General features: G+C 70.9%; 16 protein-coding genes. 4 read left to right on the forward strand and 12 right to left on the reverse strand.

Annotated features, from left to right (window positions below; translation table 11 throughout):
• Positions 1-49: 49 nt before the first annotated feature.
• The 10 genes from EJ357_RS24975 to EJ357_RS25025 all read right to left on the reverse strand — a co-directional run bounded on the left by EJ357_RS24975 (position 50) and on the right by EJ357_RS25025 (position 13,150).
• Positions 50-2,080: a cell wall-binding repeat-containing protein gene (locus EJ357_RS24975; RefSeq protein ID WP_175647520.1), complete on the reverse strand. Its 2,031-nt coding sequence runs from the start codon at positions 2,078-2,080 to the stop codon at positions 50-52.
• Between the two features lie 545 nt (positions 2,081-2,625).
• Positions 2,626-3,099: a hypothetical protein gene (locus tag EJ357_RS24980; RefSeq protein ID WP_126393795.1), complete on the reverse strand. Its 474-nt coding sequence runs from the start codon at positions 3,097-3,099 to the stop codon at positions 2,626-2,628.
• A gap of 147 nt (positions 3,100-3,246) precedes the next feature.
• On the reverse strand, positions 3,247-3,810 hold the full coding sequence (locus EJ357_RS24985; protein WP_126393796.1) for a hypothetical protein: 564 nt from the start codon (positions 3,808-3,810) through the stop codon (positions 3,247-3,249).
• Between the two features lie 340 nt (positions 3,811-4,150).
• Entirely contained in the window at positions 4,151-4,372 is a 222-nt protein-coding gene (locus EJ357_RS24995) for a hypothetical protein (protein WP_126393798.1), read from the reverse strand.
• A gap of 260 nt (positions 4,373-4,632) precedes the next feature.
• Entirely contained in the window at positions 4,633-5,670 is a 1,038-nt protein-coding gene (locus EJ357_RS25000) for a Yip1 family protein (RefSeq protein ID WP_126393800.1), read from the reverse strand.
• A gap of 85 nt (positions 5,671-5,755) precedes the next feature.
• Entirely contained in the window at positions 5,756-7,186 is a 1,431-nt protein-coding gene (locus EJ357_RS25005; RefSeq protein ID WP_126393802.1) for an FG-GAP and VCBS repeat-containing protein, read from the reverse strand.
• A 36-nt stretch (positions 7,187-7,222) separates the two neighbouring features.
• Positions 7,223-8,689, reverse strand: coding sequence for an FG-GAP repeat protein (locus EJ357_RS25010; RefSeq protein ID WP_126393804.1), 1,467 nt, complete (start codon positions 8,687-8,689; stop codon positions 7,223-7,225).
• Positions 8,686-10,098: an FG-GAP-like repeat-containing protein gene (locus EJ357_RS25015; protein WP_126393806.1), complete on the reverse strand. Its 1,413-nt coding sequence runs from the start codon at positions 10,096-10,098 to the stop codon at positions 8,686-8,688. The genes EJ357_RS25010 and EJ357_RS25015 overlap by 4 nt, the downstream gene beginning before the upstream one ends.
• Positions 10,099-10,177: 79 nt before the next feature.
• The gene (locus EJ357_RS25020) at positions 10,178-11,659 is read right to left on the reverse strand and encodes an FG-GAP and VCBS repeat-containing protein (RefSeq protein WP_126393808.1); all 1,482 of its coding nucleotides are present in this window, start codon (positions 11,657-11,659) and stop codon (positions 10,178-10,180) included.
• 225 nt (positions 11,660-11,884) lie between these two features.
• A complete protein-coding gene (locus EJ357_RS25025; protein WP_228472586.1) occupies positions 11,885-13,150 on the reverse strand; it encodes an FG-GAP repeat domain-containing protein in 1,266 nt (421 codons plus the stop codon).
• Between the two features lie 183 nt (positions 13,151-13,333).
• Here EJ357_RS25025 and EJ357_RS25030 point away from each other — a divergent pair, with 183 nt between their 5' ends.
• Positions 13,334-14,128, forward strand: coding sequence for an SAM-dependent methyltransferase (locus EJ357_RS25030; RefSeq protein ID WP_175647521.1), 795 nt, complete (start codon positions 13,334-13,336; stop codon positions 14,126-14,128).
• Between the two features lie 14 nt (positions 14,129-14,142).
• Here the strand turns inward: EJ357_RS25030 and EJ357_RS25035 are convergent, their stop codons facing one another.
• Positions 14,143-14,637 carry a GNAT family N-acetyltransferase gene (locus tag EJ357_RS25035; RefSeq protein ID WP_126393810.1) on the reverse strand — a complete coding sequence of 165 codons (495 nt, stop codon included), beginning with the start codon at positions 14,635-14,637 and terminating at the stop codon, positions 14,143-14,145.
• Between the two features lie 47 nt (positions 14,638-14,684).
• Here EJ357_RS25035 and EJ357_RS25040 point away from each other — a divergent pair, with 47 nt between their 5' ends.
• The 3 genes from EJ357_RS25040 (at position 14,685) to EJ357_RS25050 (ending at position 17,632) form a co-directional block, all read left to right on the forward strand.
• The gene (locus EJ357_RS25040) at positions 14,685-15,233 is read left to right on the forward strand and encodes a YciI family protein (RefSeq protein WP_126393812.1); all 549 of its coding nucleotides are present in this window, start codon (positions 14,685-14,687) and stop codon (positions 15,231-15,233) included.
• Positions 15,234-15,326: 93 nt separating this feature from the next.
• Positions 15,327-16,520 (forward strand): MFS transporter, encoded by a 1,194-nt coding sequence (locus tag EJ357_RS25045; protein ID WP_228472587.1) that lies wholly within the window; start codon positions 15,327-15,329, stop codon positions 16,518-16,520.
• Between the two features lie 398 nt (positions 16,521-16,918).
• Complete coding sequence (locus tag EJ357_RS25050) at positions 16,919-17,632, forward strand: DUF2637 domain-containing protein (protein ID WP_228472588.1); 714 nt, start codon at positions 16,919-16,921, stop codon at positions 17,630-17,632.
• Between the two features lie 9 nt (positions 17,633-17,641).
• On the opposite strand, the gene EJ357_RS25055 is transcribed toward EJ357_RS25050, so the two are convergent.
• Positions 17,642-17,935, reverse strand: coding sequence for a zinc-ribbon domain-containing protein (locus tag EJ357_RS25055; protein WP_126393816.1), 294 nt, complete (start codon positions 17,933-17,935; stop codon positions 17,642-17,644).
• Positions 17,936-18,051: the final 116 nt, after the last annotated feature.

The following is an 18,051-nucleotide window of genomic DNA, read 5'->3' on the forward strand; positions in this document are numbered from 1 at the left end:
GCCGGTGGTTCGGGCCGCCCTCTGGGACGAAGGCGGCCCGGACAGGGGGTCACTTCGAGACTGTCACCTTGAGCGGGGCCAGATCCGGGCTCGGAACGGGCTTGCCGGTGCTCGCGGTGCTCGCGGACAGCGGCTGGGAGGCCGGGCTCTGCGGGATGTCACCCTTGTAGTACGGGGTGTACGCGTAGGTGCTGTCCACGCCGATAGCCCGGCCGATCAATGGGACCACCTTCGCGTCGACGGAGCCGTTGCCGCCGAACACGGCCACGTGGTTCAGGCTCGCCGACGTGCGCATCATGTACGACTTGGTGTCGTACGTGAGCGAGGTGACGTCGGTCCACAGCAGCGGGCCGTACGTGGTCATCGCCGACGACGCGGAGACGCCACCGGTCCAACTGTTCACCGAGGCCACCGCGGCGTTGGACGGCGACGACCACCAGAACTCGGCGAGCCTCGCGGCGACTGGCGCCGGACTGCCGGCGAAGCGGTAGTAGCTGTACTTGCTGGGCCAGTACGGCAGCTTGCCGGCGTTGTACGCCTTGGTCAGCGCCGACTCGGCGTCGGTCCCCACCGTGATGATCTTCGTCGTGCTCGGGCTGTACTTGTTCAGGTAGCCGTAGACGGATGCGGTCATGGTCGAGCCCTGGGTCAGCAGTACGACCGCGGTGCCCGAGGTGCCCATGGCGCCGGCGGCGGAGCTGGCCGCGAGGGCGTTGTGGTAGTCGGTGCCGGTCGCCAGGAAAACGTACTTCGGCGCACTGGTGATCGTCTTGGCCACGGCCACCGAGGTGGAGTAGCGCGAGGCGTCGGACAGCCGCTTGGCGACGTACCCGAGCGAGGTCACCTTGGACGCCACCGAGCTGTTGAGGATGCTGGTTCCGCCGACCAGGTAGACGGTCTTGCCCTTCGGCAGCATGCGCTTCAGCTCGGTCTGGACGGAGGAGTCCAGGCCCGTGCGGGAGGTCATCAGCACCGGTCCGTGCTTCTTGCCGGCCAGCGAGGTCGCGGTGGTGGCATACGCGGAGTCCGACTTGCTGATCAGGACGGCTGAGCTCGCGTTCATCAGGCCGGGCACGCTCTTGCCGAGGGTGTTCCAGGTCCACTTGGACGACGCGATGTTGGTGCCGTAGGTGTCGGCGCCGTAGACCCGGGAGATCGCGTTCTTCCGGAGCGGCTGCCAGGCCACGTCCGTGCCGTCGGCCATGGGCACACGTGTCTCCGTGCCCGCGGCGAGGTCGCGGATCCATATCTGCGAACCACTGGCGGTGTCCGCGCTGCCGGCGAAGTAGGTGTCGTAGGCGATCCGGTCGCCCTTGGGCGACCAGGCCGGACGGTTGTGGTCGAAGGGGTCCGTGGTGATCTGGGTCAGCCCGGTGCCGTCGGCCTTGACCGTGAAGAGCTGCTTGTGTCCGGCGACGCTGCGGGTGAAGACCAGCGACTGCCCGTCCGGGGACATGCTCGGCTCGTCCGCGTCGTCGGCCACCTTGGTGAAGGCCTTGGTGGGGCCGTTGTAGACCCAGACGGCTGGAGTGCCGGTGGTGGAGCAGCTTGTGCCGGTGCGCACGAAGGCCAGTTTGCCGTTGACGGCGCCGCTGGCCTTGGAGTCGCAGCCGTCGACGTCGGTGCCGAACAGGGCCTGAGGAGCGCGGGCGCTATTGGCCACGGCCACTCGTAGTCGGCCTCCGGCGGTGAAGACGATGTCGCCTCCGCCGTTCCAGAACGTCGGATCGGTCGGATGCCAGCCACTGCCCGCCGGCATGACGATGTCCTGGCCCGATATCGACTCCTGGGCGTACGTCTTCGTGCGGAGACGGCTGTCGGCGGAGCCCACGTAGGCGATCTGGCTGCCGTCGGCGGACCAGGCGGCCTGATTCGCGGTCTCGTAGAACTGGGCGCTCTTGGTCCCGTCGGGGTTGATGTACCGCAGCGAGCCGAGTTCGTTGTACAGCAGCCTGCCGTCCGTGGCCGGCCAGCCGGCGGTGTCGGCGGTCGCCTGGCCCGGGAGCCCGGCGACGAGACCGGCCGCGAGTGCGGCGACGGTCGTGAGCGCCGCGAATCCGCGACGCGCAGAGATGTTCAATGTGCCCCCACAGGTGAATGGATGGCTGCGTTGCCCCTCCCCCGAGGCGAACGGACGGCATCGTGTTCGTCGTCCGTACAGCAGCGGCGAAACTTTAGCGACGTGCCACGGCATCTGTGGAGGCAGGGGCACCCGGTGCCGCCGCGCCCGTGGACAAGTCGCGGGAGACGATGCTGAAGGGCCCCGCGGTTCGCGGCGACCCCATCAGCATCATGCCGTTATTGATAGACCCACTTGAACGACGGTGAAGGTCGCTGAAATTAGACGACAGGCTTCCCGGCGAGGCGACAGGGCGGGCGATGAACTGTGGCCCACTTCACTCACCTTGTTTCCGAGAGAGACCCGCAAGGTCGGTGGAGTCTCAATGGGCGAGTCAAGCGCTGTCGAGCTGGCGTCAGCAGCCGAAGAAGTGACGGGCCGGGTCTTTGACCTGCGGCTGTGTAGTCGATCAACGCTGCGACCTGCGACTTAGCTGTCGGTGGTTGTCAGCGTTGGTCGTCGTTGAGCGCCCTTTGGCGGCCCCGAGACGGCCCAGCAGGCCCTCGTCACGGTTGCATGAGGAAGCCCAGGTCACGTCTCATCTCAAGGCGCACCGCCTCGGCTCTCTGGTTGATGTTGTCAACCACATGCAGAACCTCTTCCGACCCCCTGTCTAGGCCCGCTCCCAACAGGTCGCAGGCCTGTTTGATGTCTCGGTAGAGGGCGTCTACGGCATCAACGATGCGATCGGGAGCAGTGATCCGGATGTGCTGCCGAATCGCATTGAGGCGGTGTGCTGCGCGAGCGTCCTCGGCAGCCTCGGCGCGTGATAGATCCGGCAGGTAAGTGCCCCGTTCGACTGCTTCCAGTGAGCGGAACGTGGCGTCGAAAGAGGTAAGGAACGAGGCGTAGAGCTCTCGCCGTGCCTCCACAGCTCGGCCGCGCAGGTCCCGGCGCCATCGAATTCTTTCGGACAGCAGTGCTGAGCCGACACCAATCACTGCACCGATCGCCGTCGAAACTGGGGCCACCCAATCCATGTCCTGAAGCGTGCCGACACGCCATGTTGCGGGCAAGGGCATGAGCCGGACGTGGTGAGACGCGGCTGGCCACCGCCTAGCTCTTCTGGAAGTCGCAACGCAGCCCCGGTAGCTATGGGCACGATATGGGCATGCCGGATGCTCCTGCTAGACCCGCTTCAGATTCCGGTCCAGGATCTCCCGGAGCCGGTCGACGTCCGCCGGGTGCTGTGCGCCCCGCTTGGGCAGTACCGCGACTCCGGTCGCGTGGTCGCCGCTGAGGAGTACGAAGAGGCCGGGTGTCTCCAGATACGCGCGGGACACCGTCCAGTCCATGCTGAAGGACGCCCGCTCGCCGGTGCTGACGGCACCGCGGTCGTCGGCCACCGTTCGGCACCGGCCGTAGGGCTCGACCATGCTGAACATCCGGCGGGCCATGGTGCGCAGCCCTCGGAGGGTGGCCCAGAACGCGAGTGGCACGGTGAGGACCAGCGAGATGCTCCAGACGATCAGTCCGGCATCCTCGAGAAGCGCGAAGACGGTTACGGCGATCGCCGCCGTCAGCGGCGCCACGAGTGCCTGGGCCCGTCCGGACGGTGACCGACGAGCTCGGGCACGGAGCGCCTCTTCGTAGTCCGCGGCCGTCGGTCGGTAGACGAACTCCACGGCCGTACCGAGGCTCGCGTTCTGATGTAGGGAGTCCCCGTCCTTGTCCCCGCCCCTGGTGTCCATGGGCAGGGATCGTAGCGAGTAGGCGTCAGGCGGATCCGGCCGGCCGGGCCAAGATCCACCGATGCCCTGTCGAAGCCGCCGCTAGGCGGCCTTGCGCCGCGTCGCACGCGGGCCCGGGGAGGGCTCCTGTGCGTCCTCGGACCAGAGGATCTCGTCCTCTCCGAAGTCCGGGGCCTGGAAGGGTTGTGTCGTCGGGGGCGGTGAGACCGCCGTGGAACGGCGGGGCTGCCCTTCCAGGGCGGAGAACAGCGACGTGGGGTCGATGAGAGGTCTGCCTTTCGTTACAGGCCCTCAGGGGGCCTGGCGTGCCGTGAACGGGCACAGAGGTTCCAAGAGATCTTTAGAGCTTGGTCATTTTGGCGTACGGGCTCAGGATCCGCATCTGCGCCGAGCCGAAATCCACGAGCGCCGCGATTCCGTCTTCCACGCCGACCACCCGGCCGAGGCCGTACACGTCATGGGTGACCTGATCGCCGGTGGCGAAGTGCTTGGGAGGCGGTGTGACCGGGGCCTTGAAGGGGCTGGTGGGCAGATGACGCTTGGGTGCCGCAGGCTTAGTCATGGCTCAGTATGAGCCCATGCGCGTCCCGCTCGCTGTGGCCATTGGCACAGATCCTCGCGGCGGCAACCGGGTCACGCCACTGACCTGGGGTTTTTGAGACAAGACGAGGCGAAACTCGACCGTCGCGACCGTACTCGGCCGATGGGGTCCCGGCGTGAACGCCGGGACCCTTTCGCACGGCAGCACGGCAGCACGGCAGCACGGCAGCACGGTCGCACGGCGGCACAGTCGCACCGACGTGCGGTCCTGGGGCGTGCGCCTCAGAACGTGCCCAGCTTCACGATCGACAGCAACGCGACCAGCTGGATCGCGCTCGCGCCCAGCGCCTTCGGCCACGGCAGGTCGTGGGACTTGGACACCATCAGCGTGAGGAGGGCGCCCGCCGCCACCCAGGTCGCCCAGCCGAGGACCTGGACGAACGTCGCGTCGCCGCCGGCGAACATCGCGAAGATCAGTCGGGGCGCGTCCGTGAGGGACATGATCAGCATGGAGAGGCCGACCGTGGGCTGCCAGGCGCCGTCGCCGCCGAGCTGGCGGGCGAGGGTGTGGGTGACCACGCCCAGGACGAACGCGGACACCACCATCGCCACCGCCGTCGTCGCGACGATCGGGACCGCGTTGGAGAGGGTCGCGTTTATCGCGTCCTCTCGTGCGGTGTCGAAGCCGAAGACGGCCAGGAGGCCGTAGAGGAACGTCACGACGAGGGCGGGGCCCCACATCGTGTAGTCCCGCATCTGCAGGAAGGTCTGGGTGGGGGAGAGGACGATGCCGCGCAGCAGCTGCTTCCAGTGCAGGCGGGGGCCGATCGGGCCGGCCGGGGCCGCGCCCGCCTGGTAGGTCCCGCCCTGGTTGTAGGGGTCGTCGCCGACCGAGAACGCCTGGGTGTGGCCCGGGTTGTTCGCCGCGTACGGGTCCGGGGCGCCGCCGCCGGGGCCCTGCGGGTAGTCACCGTCGCCGAAGTACTCCGGCTCGCCATGACCACCATGACCAGCATGACCGCCGTGGCCGCCGGCGCCGTAACCGCCGTAGCCACCACCGCCGTTCGCCTGAGGCCAGCCGCCACCGCCGCTGCCCGAGCCGCCGTGCGGCTGCTGCGGCGGCGGGGGATAGCCGTACGACGGTCCCTGGGGCGCCTGCTGCCCGTACGGAGGTTGTTGGGGGCGCGTCTGCGGGGTGCCGTTGTTCCGGCTGCCCCGTCCGATCCTGAATCCAGCCACGTCTTCGAACGTACCTGGTCCAGGAGAGTCGCGTGCCGGGCCCTGCGGATCGGGCCCGGCTTTGCGGCCGAGCTGTGACATCCCCTAGGGGAGGGACGGTGCTGTTCTCCGTGGTCGATCAGGGTTTGAACGCACGGGAGACGCCCACCGCGGCGTGACCTGCGGGTCAGCCCGCCACCACGTCGCCGAAGTACGCGAGGCCCGACGGCCCGCCGACCGTCGTGCTGCTGAAGGACTTCGCGCCGGTGGTCGTGATGCCGGAGGAACTGCCGCGCAGGGTCCAGGCGGAGCCCGCGCCGGCGTTCTCGCCGCGGGCGCCGGAGACCAGCTCCGCGCGGCCGTCCGTGCTGGCGTCGGTGAGCAGGACGGAGTGGCCGAAGTAGTCGTAGGACTCGGCGGTGCCCGGCACCCCGCTGGTGTCCTGCGAGAACGACTTGGATCCGGTGCCGGTCAGGCCGGCAGCGGCGCCGCGCAGGATCACGACCGAGCCGGCGTCCTTCTTCGCGCCCAGGTCCTCGTTGGCGACGCCGACCGCGATGTCGGTGTAGCCGTCGCCGTTGGTGTCACCGGCGTCGAGGCTCCAGCCGAAGGCGTCGTTCTTCTCGGACGCGCCGGGCACGCCCGAGGTGTCCTGGGTGATCCGGACCGGGGTGCGGGTGCTCAGGCCGCCCGCGGCGCCGTAGGTGACGGTGACCGCGCCGCCCAGGCCGCCGTTCGGCTCGTCGGTCGACTTCTCCATGAAGTTGCCGGTGACGATGTCGCCGAAGCCGTCCTTGTTCACGTCCGCGATGACGGCCGCGTAGCCGCCGGCGACCTTGCTGCCGGGCGTGAGGCCGGTCGCCGAGCCCTTGTAGAGGACGCTGCGGGTGCGGTAACCGTCGGTGATCTCCTCCTGGCCCATGACCAGCAGGTCCGACGTGCCGTCGCCGGTGACGTCACCGGCGACGATCTGGTCGGTGTTGATGCCGGTCTGCTCGTAGGTGTCGATGCCGACGAGCTCCGTGGCCGTGCCGGTGCGGGAGATCGGGCCCTTGAAGACGTTCAGCTCCGGGTAGGCGATGTTCGCCGCCGCGAGGTCGGTGTCGCCGTCGCCGTCGAAGTCGCCGGTCGCGACTGACCAGCCCAGCTCGTAGCGGTTCTCGGGGAGCGGGGAGGAGATGTCGGTGCCGGACTTGATTCCGCTCGCGCTGCCCCACAGCACCGTCAGGACGCCGGAGTCGTCGGTCGAGCCGATCTGCTCGCTGTGCACGCCGACGACGATGTCGGTGTAGCCGTCGCCGTCCAGGTCGCCGGTGGTGGCGCGGTCGCCGAAGTAGTCGCCGCTCTCCGGGACGCCGGGAATGCCGGCGGTGTCCTGGCTGATGATCTGCCGGGTGGCGGTGTTCAGGCCGCTCGCGCTGCCGTAGACGACGGCGACGTAGCCGGCGTTGCTCTTGCCGGCCACCTTGGCGAGGGGCGCGGTGATGACGGCGTCGCGGTAGCCGTCGCCGTTGATGTCGCCGGCCAGACCGGGGGCGGCGGAGGCCGTGGTGGCCGGGAGGGCGGTCAGCAGGCCCGTGGTGAGCGTGGCCGCCAGCAGCAGGGTGCGCTTGCGCATGGTGAAGTCCCTTTCTGAATAGGGGAGTTCAGGAGTTCAGGAGTTGAGGACCGCGCCGTACGCCGGGCCGCCCGCCGTGGACACGCCCGTCGTCGCCGGGCCGAAGCTGATCGCGCCGCCGGTCGTCACGCCGGTCGTCGCGCCGCGCAGGGACCAGATCGCGCCGTCGCCGTTCTCGCCGGTCGCGGAGACGGTCAGTTCGGCACGGGTGTCGCCGGAGTGGTCGGCGAGCAGGACGCGGGCGCCGAAGCGGTCGTTCGACTCGGAGGTGCCGGGCACGCCGGCGGTGTTCTGCGTGAGGGACTGGGCGCCTGAGGTCTTGAGCCCCGATGCCGAGCCGTACAGGACGGTCACCGCGCCGGCCCCGGAGTTCTCGCCGGACGCGCCGACGGCCAGGTCGGCGTAGCCGTCGCCGTTGACGTCGCCGAGGGAGACCTCGCTGCCGAAGCCGTCGCCGGACTCGGACGCGCCGGGCACCCCGGCGGTGTCCTGGGTGAGGGTGAGCGGGGTACGGGCGCTGTCGGGGCCGTCCGGGCCGCCGTACACGACCGTGACCTTGCCGCCCAGCGCGCCCGACGGGTCGGCGGAGGTCTCCCGGTGGTTGCCGACCGCGATGTCCACGTAGCCGTCGCCGTCGATGTCGCCGACGGCGGAGGTGTAGCCGAACGGCAGGTACTCCAGCCAGTAGGCGTCGAAGTTGATGTTGCCGTCCGCCAGCGCGGTGACCGCGTCGTCGGTGCCGGACTCCCGCCCGTGCACGATCAGGCGGACGTGGCCGTCGGCCGCGACGGGACCGGCGGTGAGGTGTTCGATGCCGTACGACGACGAGAACGGATGCTGGGCGGAGGAGGCCAAGGACGCGCCCCAACCCTCGCTGAGGGTCCCGGACTTGGTGATCGGACCGGCGACCGCGTTCAGGTCGAACTTGCCGGTGCCGCCGGCCGCGGCGTCCGTGTCGCCGTCGCCGTCGAAGTCGCCCGCGGCCAGCGCCTGGCCGTACCGGTCGCTGTCGCGGCTGTTGAAGTTGGGGAGCGTACGGGCGCCGGACAGCCCGGACGCGGAGCCCCAGATCGCGACGACCGTGCCGTCGTTGGTGTCGCCGTTCACGTCCTCGCCCGGCGCCCCGATCAGCAGATCCGCGTACCCGTCGGTGTTGAGGTCGGCGGAGGCGACGGCGGACCCGAAGGCGTCGTCGGCCTCGGCGGCGCCCGGGACGCCGGCCGTGTCCTGGGTGAGGAGCGTGCGCGTCGAGGTCGTCAGCCCGCCGGAGCCGCCGTAGACGACGGAGACGGCGCCCGCCCTGGCCTTGCCGCCCACCGTGGCGCCCGGCGCGCCGATCGCGAGGTCGACGCGGCCGTCGCCGTTGAAGTCGTACGGCTTGGCGGCGGTGGCGGCGTGGGCGGCCGGGGCGGCGAGGGTGAGCGCGAGCGGGGTCAGGGCCGCCGCGAGGAGGGCGGCGGTGACGCGGTCGCGGGTGCGTGCCGCACGGCGTGGGGACGTCACTGGGCGATCACCGAGCCGAAGTAGTAGCCGGACGGGAGGGAGAGGGCGGCGGCGGTCAGGCCCTGGGCGCCCGTGGTGGTCAGGCCGGTGGAGCTGCCGCGCAGGGTCCAGACGCCGCCGGTGCCGTTCTCGCCGTCGACGCCGACGACGAGGTCGGCCCGGCCGTCCTTGGTGATGTCGGTGAGGTCGACCGCGGAGCCGAAGCGGTCCGAGGTCTCGGCGGTGCCCGGCACGCCGGCGGTGTCCTGGGAGTACGACTTCGCGCCCGACGTGCTCAGCCCGGAGGCCGAGCCGAACAGCACGGTCACCGAGCCCGCGTCCAAGGCCGCGCCGAGGTCCTCGCCGGGGGCGGCGACCGCGACGTCGGCGAACCCGTCGCCGTTGATGTCGCCGGTGCTCAGGAACGTGCCGAAGCCGTCGTCGGTCTCGCCCGCGCCGGGCACGTTCGCGCTGTCCTGGTGGACGGCGGTCGGCGTCTGCGCGGGGTCGGGGCCGTTCGGGCCGCCGTACCAGACGGTGATCTGGCCGCCCTTGTGGCCGCCGGGCTTCTCGGCGCCCGGGTCCGAGGCGTCGCCGAGGACGAGGTCGCCGTAGCCGTCGCCGTTGACGTCGGCGATGGAACCGTCGGAGCCGTCCGCTTCGGGCAGCCCGATGAACTTGTAGCCGCCGCCGGTCCAGCGGTAGTAGTCGATGCGGCCGCCGGGGTCGCCGTCCTCGCCGAGGGGGTAGACGCGCTCGGCGGCGCCGTCGCCGGTCAGGTCGCCGGCGATCGCCTCGTACGTGGTGCCGACCTCGCCGACGCGGTAGTGGCTCAGCGGCCCGCCGGTACGGGTGAACGGGCCCAGGTACAGGCGGGTGTGGTCCTGCCCGGTGAGCGTGACGTCCATGTCGCCGTCGCCGTCGAAGTCCCCCGTCGCGATGCCGCGCGAGAAGCCGCCCCACTCGGCGAGCGTGGACGGCTGCGGGAGCCCCTTGCCGCCGGACAGGCCGGACTTGGAGCCCCACAGGACGGTGCCGGAGCCGACGCCGTCCCGGTCGCCGATGCTCTCGCCGGAGGCGCCGACGACGAGGTCGGAGTAGCCGTCGCGGTCCAGGTCGGCGGTGGCGAGGCCCGAGCCGAAGAGGTCGCCCGACTCGGCGGTGCCCGGGACGCCGGTGGAGTTCTGGGTGATCACGGCCTTCCGGGTGGCCGAGACGCCGGACGACGAGCCGTACAGCACGACGACGGCACCGGCGCAGGACGCCGATCCGACGTTCGTGCACACGGCGCCGACGGCCACGTCGCGGTATCCGTCGCCGTTGAAGTCACCGGAGAGCCCGGGGGTGGCGGCGTTGGCGGTGGCGGCGGGCAGCGCGGTGAGCAGGCCGGTGGTGAGGGTGGCGGCGAGGAGAAGGGTGCGCTTGCGCAAGGTCGGTGGCTCCTGGGAGGGCGGAGGGGAGGCCGGGCCCGCGGGGACGGACGGGCCCGGCCTGTGGGGATGTACGCGCTCAGTCGGCGAAGTTGGCGCCGAAGTACGGGGTGCCCGTCGTCGAGACTCCCGAGGTGCTCGGGGCGATGCTGCGCGAGCCGGAGGTGACGATCGCCGTGCCGTTCGAGGGCAGGTAGGTGAGGCCGCCGTTGCCGGCGTTCTCCAGGGAGCCGACGATCAGGTCGGTCCGGCCGTCGCCGGTGACGTCGTCGAGCTTGACGTCGACGCCGAACAGGTCGTCGTCCTCGTCGTTGCCGGGGACGCCCGCGGTGCTCTGCGCGAAGGACTGCGCGCCGGAGGAGGTGTTCAGGCCGCTCGCGCCGCCGTACAGGATCGTGACGGCGCCGGTGTTCACGGCGCTGCCGATGTTCTCGCCCTGGACGCCGATCGCGAGGTCGAGGTAGCCGTCGCCGTTGATGTCGCCGAGGTCCAGCTCGTGGCCGAACGCGTCGTTGGTCTCGGAGGCGCCGGGGACGTTGCCGGTGTCCTGGGTGATGCCGGTGACCGTGCCGGGGCCGTCCGCCGTGCCGTACGTCACCCACACCTTGCCGCCCTTGGCGGAGTCCGGGATGGAGGTGCCGTCGCTGGTGGTGGTGTTCCACGAGGCGCCGCTGACGATGTCGCCGTAGCCGTCGGCGTTGATGTCGCCGATCGCGGTGATCACGCCGGGCTTGAGGGCCTTGGCGTTCGCGGTGCTCAGGCCGCTCGCGGTGCCGGGGACGTAGTAGTTGCGGTTCCAGCCGTAGCCGGTCTCGGTCTCGAAGCCGTCGACCACGAGGTCGGTGCGGGCGTCGCCGTTGACGTCACCGGCGGTGAGGTTGAGCGGGCCGTTCGCGTCGCCACCGCCCTGGATCGGGGGCTTGACGGTGGAGCGGCCGAGCAGCGCGGTGCCCGACGCGGAGAAGCCGCCCTTGAAGACGTGGATGGTGGCGGAGGAATTGCCGACGGCCAGGTCGGCCTTGCCGTCGCCGTCGAAGTCGCCGGCGGCGAGGTTCTTGCCCCAGTAGTCGTGCGCGGAGGGGGCCGGGTCGGCGACCGTGACGCCCTTGCCGGTGACGCCGGAGGCCGAGCCCCACAGGATGGCCAGGCCGCCGCCGTCGGCGTCGGTGCCGACGTCCTCGCCGGGCGCGCCCACGGCGATGTCGTCGTAGCCGTCGCCGTTGAAGTCGGCGTAGGCGGTCTCCCAGCCGAAGCCGTCGCCGGCTTCCGCGGTGCCGGGAGCACCGGTGGTGTTCTGGCTGATCGTGTGGCGCTTGGCGGACGACACGCCGGAGGCGGTTCCGTACAGGACGACGAGCTGACCGGCGGTGCTCTTGCCGTTCACGTAGGCGCCGTGGGCGGAGAAGGCCACGTCACCGATGCCGTCGCCGTTGAAGTCGGCGTGCGGGACGTGGGCCGAGTCGGCGGCGGTCGCCGTCGAGACGGCGACGCTGAGCAGACCGCCCGTCAGCGCGGCCGCGGTGGCCGTCGCGAGGGCGAGTCGCAGGTGGTGCTTGTGCATGCGGGTTCTCCTGCTGCATGCGGGGATGCCCGGCGGGACATCCGCAGTCGGTGGGGTGCGACCGCCGGTGTTCTCCGGGAGTTGTCCTCGGGTTCACGGCGCGGTCGGCGAACAGGAGACCGGTGATGGGGCGGAAGGGTTGTACGTGAGTTCGGTAAATCTTTGAGGCGCGGGCGGTGTGCGGCGTGAGTCCCGATTTCCTGCCTTACGCCCACCCCGCCGGGCCTACGGAGCCAGGAACACCGAGCTGGAGAACGTGACCGACGGCCGCGCCGCCACCAGGCCCTTCTCGACCCCCGGATACACGGCCACCGTGTCCTTCGTCTCGCCGACGTACGCCCGCACCACGAGCTCCGCCCGCCCGTCCCCGTCGAAGTCGCCGACGGCGATGACGCGTGCGGTGCCCCGGCCCGGTGGCTCGACGGTCACCATGCCCGACTCTCCGACTCCTGCCGTACGGCCTCGGAAGACCCGCAGCCGTGAGCCGCTGGAGACGAGTTCGCCGATGCCGTCGCCGTCGAAGTCGGCGGTGTCGAGCATGGAGCCGGGGACGTCGAGGGTGCCCCGGGCGGCGGTGGCCGGGAGGTCGTAGCGCAGGGACGTTTCGTCGAGTGTGCCGATCGCCGCGTCCAGGGTGGCCTTGCCCTTGCCGAAGGCGCCGAGGGCGACGTCGATGCCGGAGGGGAGGGTGACTCCGGTGCGGGTGGGGCCGGTGGGGCCGCCCAGGACGAGGGCCGAGGGGCCGGCGCCTTCGTTCGTACGGATCACCAGGTCGTCGTATCCGTCGTCATTGACGTCGGCGGACGGGCCGGTGGGGACGTTGCCGGGGGCCGGGACAGGGGCGCCCGCGGTGCGTGGGGTGCCCTTGCGGCTGAACGGGCCCCGCAGGAAGCTCAGCTGCCCGCCCGACGCGTGGACGACGAGGTCCTGTGCGCCGTCGCCGTCGAAGTCGCCGCACACCGGCCGGTCGGGCCAGTCGTTGCCGACGCGGGCGGAGGCCGGGATGGCGAGTTTGACGGCCTTGCCGGCCAGGCCCTTCGGGGAGCCGAAGAGGAGCTGGAGGGGGACCGGGGGCCGGCCCTGGCCGTCGTAGGGCGGGTCGGTGGAGACGACCAGGTCCGTGAAGCCGTCGCCGTCCAGGTCGCAGGTCTCCTCCGCGTCGAAGACGGCCGGGAGCTGTCCCTTCGTCGGCGCCGCCTGCCGCCGCGGGCTGAGCAACTGCCGCGCGCCGGGTGTCAGTCCGCGGTCGCTGCCGTAGACGATGCCGATGCCCGCGTCATCGGCGTGGGCCTGGGCCTTGACCAGGTCGTTCAGGACGAGGTCGCGATGGCCGTCGCCGTTGAAGTCGTCGGGGACCTTGCTGCCCTTGCCGGCGGGGACGGGGAGTCGCGCGGGGGCGTCGGCCATCTCGACCGGGGTGGGCCGCGCCGACGCGGCGTCGTCGTGCCGGTTGGGGCCGCAGGCCGCCGCCAGCAGGAGGGTGACGCTCATGGCCGCCGTACACATCCCGGCTCTTCGCATGCGCACCGATCACCTCGTCAGCACCTGGGGCAACAACTGGGTAATGATGCACGCGTTCGAGGAGAGGCGACAGACCTGTGCGGGGATACGGGAAGCCGCGGGGGCCGCGGGGCTAGGTTATGGGGTGACATCCGGCCAACTCGGGGAGTTCCCATGCCAATTGAACGCCCGCTGATCAACAGCGGTGTGCCGCATTCCGCCCGGATCTGGAACTACTGGCTCGGCGGCAAGGACTGCTACGAGATAGACCGGCAGGTCGGCGACCAGATCGCGGGCGGCAACCCCGCGATCCTCGACATAGCCGTGGCCCAGCGGGCGTTCCTCGTCCGGACGGTGGAGTACCTCGTCCGCGAGGCCGGCATACGCCAGTTCCTGGACGTCGGCACCGGGCTGCCCACCGCGAACAACACCCACGAGGTCGCCCAGCGGCTCGTCCCCGAGACCCGGATCGTCTACGTCGACCACGACCCGGTCGTCCTGGCCCACGCCGAGGCGCTGCTCACCAGCACGCCCGAGGGCGCCACCGACTACATCGACGCCGACCTGCGCGAGCCCGAGACCATCCTCGAACAGGCCGCCAAGACCCTGGACTTCAGCCGGCCGATCGCGCTGATCCTGCTGGGGATCACCGCCCACATCACCGACGACAGCGTCTACGGCATCGTCGGCCGCCTGGTGGACGCCCTGCCCTCCGGCAGCCACCTCGTGCTCTGCGACGACACCGAGGTGCTCAACCCGCAGCAGATGCGGGAGATGATCGAGCAGTGGAACGAGGCGAGCGACAACCCCCGGGTCAACCGCAGCCCGCAGGAGCTCGCCCGGTTCTTCGAGGGCCTGGAACTGCTGGAGCCGGGTGTCGTGTCCGTGTCCCGGTGGCGCCCGAGCGAGCCGGGTGACCAGGCGCCGGCCGAGGTCGACGACTTCGGCGGGGTGGCGCGCAAGCCGTAGCGCCGCCGGAATCCTCAGCGGTCCTCGTGGTTTCGGTGGTCCTGGTGGCCCTCGGCGGCTCGGCCGCGAGGGCCACGCACCATGAACACGTCCACCGGATCCTCGGTCTCGACGGTGAACCCGTGCCGCTCGTACAGCCGTCGGGCCGGGCTGCCCCGCAGCACGTTCAGGCGTACGACGATGCCGTCGCCGTCGCGGTCGCACCGTTGCAGCAGCTCACGCAGCACACCCGAACCGATGCCGCCGCCCTGCAGGGACGGGGCCAGGTAGAAGTGCTCCAGCCAGTGGGCGTCCTCGTCCGGCCGCAGCGCCACACACCCGGCGAACGTGCCGCCCACCTCGACCACCCAGGTGTGATCCGGCTCGAACCCGTCCCGCAGCCGCTGCCGCACCCGCACCTCGTCATACCGTCCGAGCCGCTCCAGGTCCGCCCGCAGCACGACCGCCCGCAACTCGGCCACCGCCTCGACGTCCGACGCCGAGGCGGGCCGTATCTCCCAGTCCGCCATGATCGGCACGCTAGCCGGGCTGGGGTCCGTCGGGTTTCACTGGGCGCATGGAGTTCTTCTGCCACCACCGTGATCGGCCCGGCTCGCTCCCGTTGCGCGAGGAGTTGCTGGAAGCGCACTGGTCCTACATGGACGGGTACGAGAAGGAGCTGATCGCCCGCGGCCCGACCTTCGCCGCCGATGGCGAGACGCCCACCGACAGCGTGCACATCGTCGACCTGCCGGACCCGGCAGCCGCCCGCGCGTTCGCCTTCGACGAGCCCAACTACCAGGCGGGCGCGTACCGGGACGTGCTGCTGCGCCGGTGGCGCAACCTGCTCGGGCGCACCATGTGGGACTTCCCCGGCGGCCGCACCGACGGCAACCGCTACCTCGTCCTCGGCCTCGGCACGGGCGAGGCCACCGACCTCGCCGTACCGCCCGACCGCGACGAACTCATCGCGTACGGGCCGCTGCTGTCCGACGACGGCGCCACGTGGGTGGGCACGGCGGCGCTGCTCAGGGCCCCGGACCCGGACACGGCACGCGCCGTGCTGACGGTGGACCGGTATGCCGACGTCGAGGTGCATGACTGGGAGTTCGGCGGGCGGCGCTAGGTGCCTGGCCGGCAAGGGCTTGATCGATGCCCCCTTCCTGCCGGATGCGACAGCTGATACGTACGTACATGTGACTGACGAGGAAGGCGCCGCATGACCGCGACGCCGGCGCAACAGGCCGCCCCCGCCGCCCAGATGTGGCCCCTCTACGCCGCCGGCTTCACCACCGCCTTCGGGGCCCACGGCATCGCCGCAAACCTCGGCGGGCACTCCGAGGACGCCGTCACCTCCCTGCTCGTCCTGGGCGGCCTGCTCGCCCTGTACGACGGTGCCGAGGTGCTGCTCAAGCCGCTGTTCGGGGCGCTGGCCGACCGGATCGGCGCCCGGCCGGTGCTGCTCGGCGGGCTCGTCGCGTTCGCGGCCGCGTCCGCCGCCTATGCCGTCGCGGACAGCCCCGGCTGGCTGTGGACGGCCCGTCTGGGGCAGGGCGCCGCGGCCTCCGCGTTCTCGCCGTCCGCGTCGGCGCTGGTCGCCCGGCTGAACCCGGCCGCGCGGCACGGGCGGGCGTTCGGCAGTTACGGCTTCCACAAGTCCGTCGGCTACACCCTCGGCCCGCTGCTCGGCGGCGTCCTGGTGTGGGCCGGTGGCCTGCGGCTGCTGTTCACCGTGCTGGCGGTGCTCGGCGCGGCGGTCGCGCTCTGGGCCGCGCTCGCCGTCCCGCGCGTACCGCCGCTGCCCAAGCAACGGCAGACGGTGGTGGACCTCGCCCGGCGCCTGGCCGACCCCGCCTTCCTGCGGCCCACGGCAGCGCTGGCCGGGGCGACCGCCGCCCTCTCCGTCGGCGTCGGCTTCCTGCCGGTCTCCGGCTCCGCCGCCGGGCTCGGCACGGTGGCGACCGGCGCCGCGGTCTCGGTGCTGGCGGCCTGCGCGGCCGTCGTCCAGCCGAAGGCCGGGCGAGCCCTGGACGAGGGCCGTCTCACCGCCCGCGCCGGCCTCACCGCCGGGCTGCTGATCACCTCGGCGGGCCTGGCCTGCGCGATGCTGCCCGGCCTGACCGGCGTCCTGGCCGCCGCGGCCCTGATCGGCATCGGCACCGGCCTGATCACCCCGCTCGGCTTCGCCGCGCTGGCCGCCGCCACGCCCGCCGAACGGCTCGGCCAGACCATGGGCTCCGCCGAGCTCGGCCGCGAACTCGGCGACGCGGGCGGCCCGCTGCTGGTGGCCGCGGTCGCCTCCGTCGCCACCCTCACCTACGGCTTCGCCGCCCTGGCCCTCCTCCTTGCCGCCGGCCCCGTCCTCGCTCTCGCTCTCGCGGCAGGGCGACGACCCACACCCGACAAGATTTAGTAATACATTTTCCTGATCCAGGAGATCTCGAAGATCCAGCAGAGCGTGGCGATCTTCAACACCTCAGAATTTCATCGGACGGACATTGTCATTGGGTATTCCAGATAATCACCGTTGACGGATATTCCCCCGAATGCCAGATGTCCTGCGCTGTCCGGCACTCGTTAGGTGGACGTGACTTGGCAGGAAAGAGACGCAGGTGAGGGTGGCCCGTTCCGCTCGCGACAAGCAGCTGATCGGACCACTGCGGAGAGCATCACGCATTGCTCGGATCTGCTCGAGGACTTCCTGAGAACCATCAGTCGTATGGAGAGTGAATATCTCCGGGCGTCGATGGAAGGGGAAAGGTTCTAGAAATGAGGACCGACTATGACGCGGTAGACGACCACCCTCATTACATGCAGCAGGTCGACACGCAGCATCTCTGGCAGGTCCCCGATCCGACGATCTCGGCGGAGGCGTGGGATCCGGATGCGGAACTGGCCCAGATGCTGAACACGACGCACGGCGTGGGCCTGGATCCCGCTCCTCCCCTGCTGGACAGCGGCACACGTCTGCTCGACAGAGACGCTCGCCTGCTGGACCGGGACACCCGCCCACCGGAGCGGGACACCCGCCCGCGCCGCCCGGTCAATCGACGGCGGCCTCAGGCGGGCGCACACATTCTCGGCGGGAACCCGCGGATCATCACCGTCGCGGTTCTGGTCGCGGCCATCACGGTGTGTGCGGTGACGATGCTGACCTGGTCCATCTCGTACTCGTACGATCAGCTGCGCAGTATCGCGCTGCTCGTCGTGTCGCCGAAGCTGGGCGAATGGTGGCCGTTGACGGTGTACGGGCCCTGGCTGTTAGCGGGACTGTCCATCCTGCGGGCCTCCGTGCAGCGCAGAACCGCCCGGCGGTCCTGGGCGGTCATGCTGGTCTCCTCCGGCGTGGCGGTGGCCCTCTGCATCGGCCAGTCACCGCATTCCCTGCTCGCGATGGTCGTCGTCGGGATTCCGCCGATCACGGCCCTGGTCTGCTTCCGCGAGCTCGTCGGCCAGTTCTCGTCGCGGCCCGGCCCCAAGCACGCCGCCGACCCGGTGAGCGGGTCGAAGCAGACGAAGTCCTGACCGGCCGGGTCAGGACCGGTACGGCTGCTGCGGCTGTCCGTGGGACCGCTGACCGCCGGACCCGCCGGCCGCGGCCTGCGCCTGCAACTGCTCGGCCTGCTCCGTGGTGACCTTCTGCTCGGCGCCGCAGAAGGTGCACTGCGTCGCGTACTTCGTGGAGACAGGGAACAGCGGGACGAAGAACAGCGTGAACTTCGTGACGCGCTTCCTGAGCGTGTGCGCGGCCGGATTGCCGCACTGGCCGCACACCAGCGTGAGTATCGCGAGCTGGTAGAGGTATCCCTTGGTACCGAAGATGATCACGCTGAAGGTCCTTCCGGGGAGCGGGCGGTGCGGTACGTAATCCGGTCCTGCGATCCGGTCCTGCGATCCAGTCTCCTTCATGCTGCCGCACATGCCGTCGGCCGCCGCTCGTGACG

The sequence above is a fragment of the Streptomyces cyaneochromogenes genome, assembly GCF_003963535.1.
GTDB lineage: Bacteria > Actinomycetota > Actinomycetes > Streptomycetales > Streptomycetaceae > Streptomyces > Streptomyces shaanxiensis.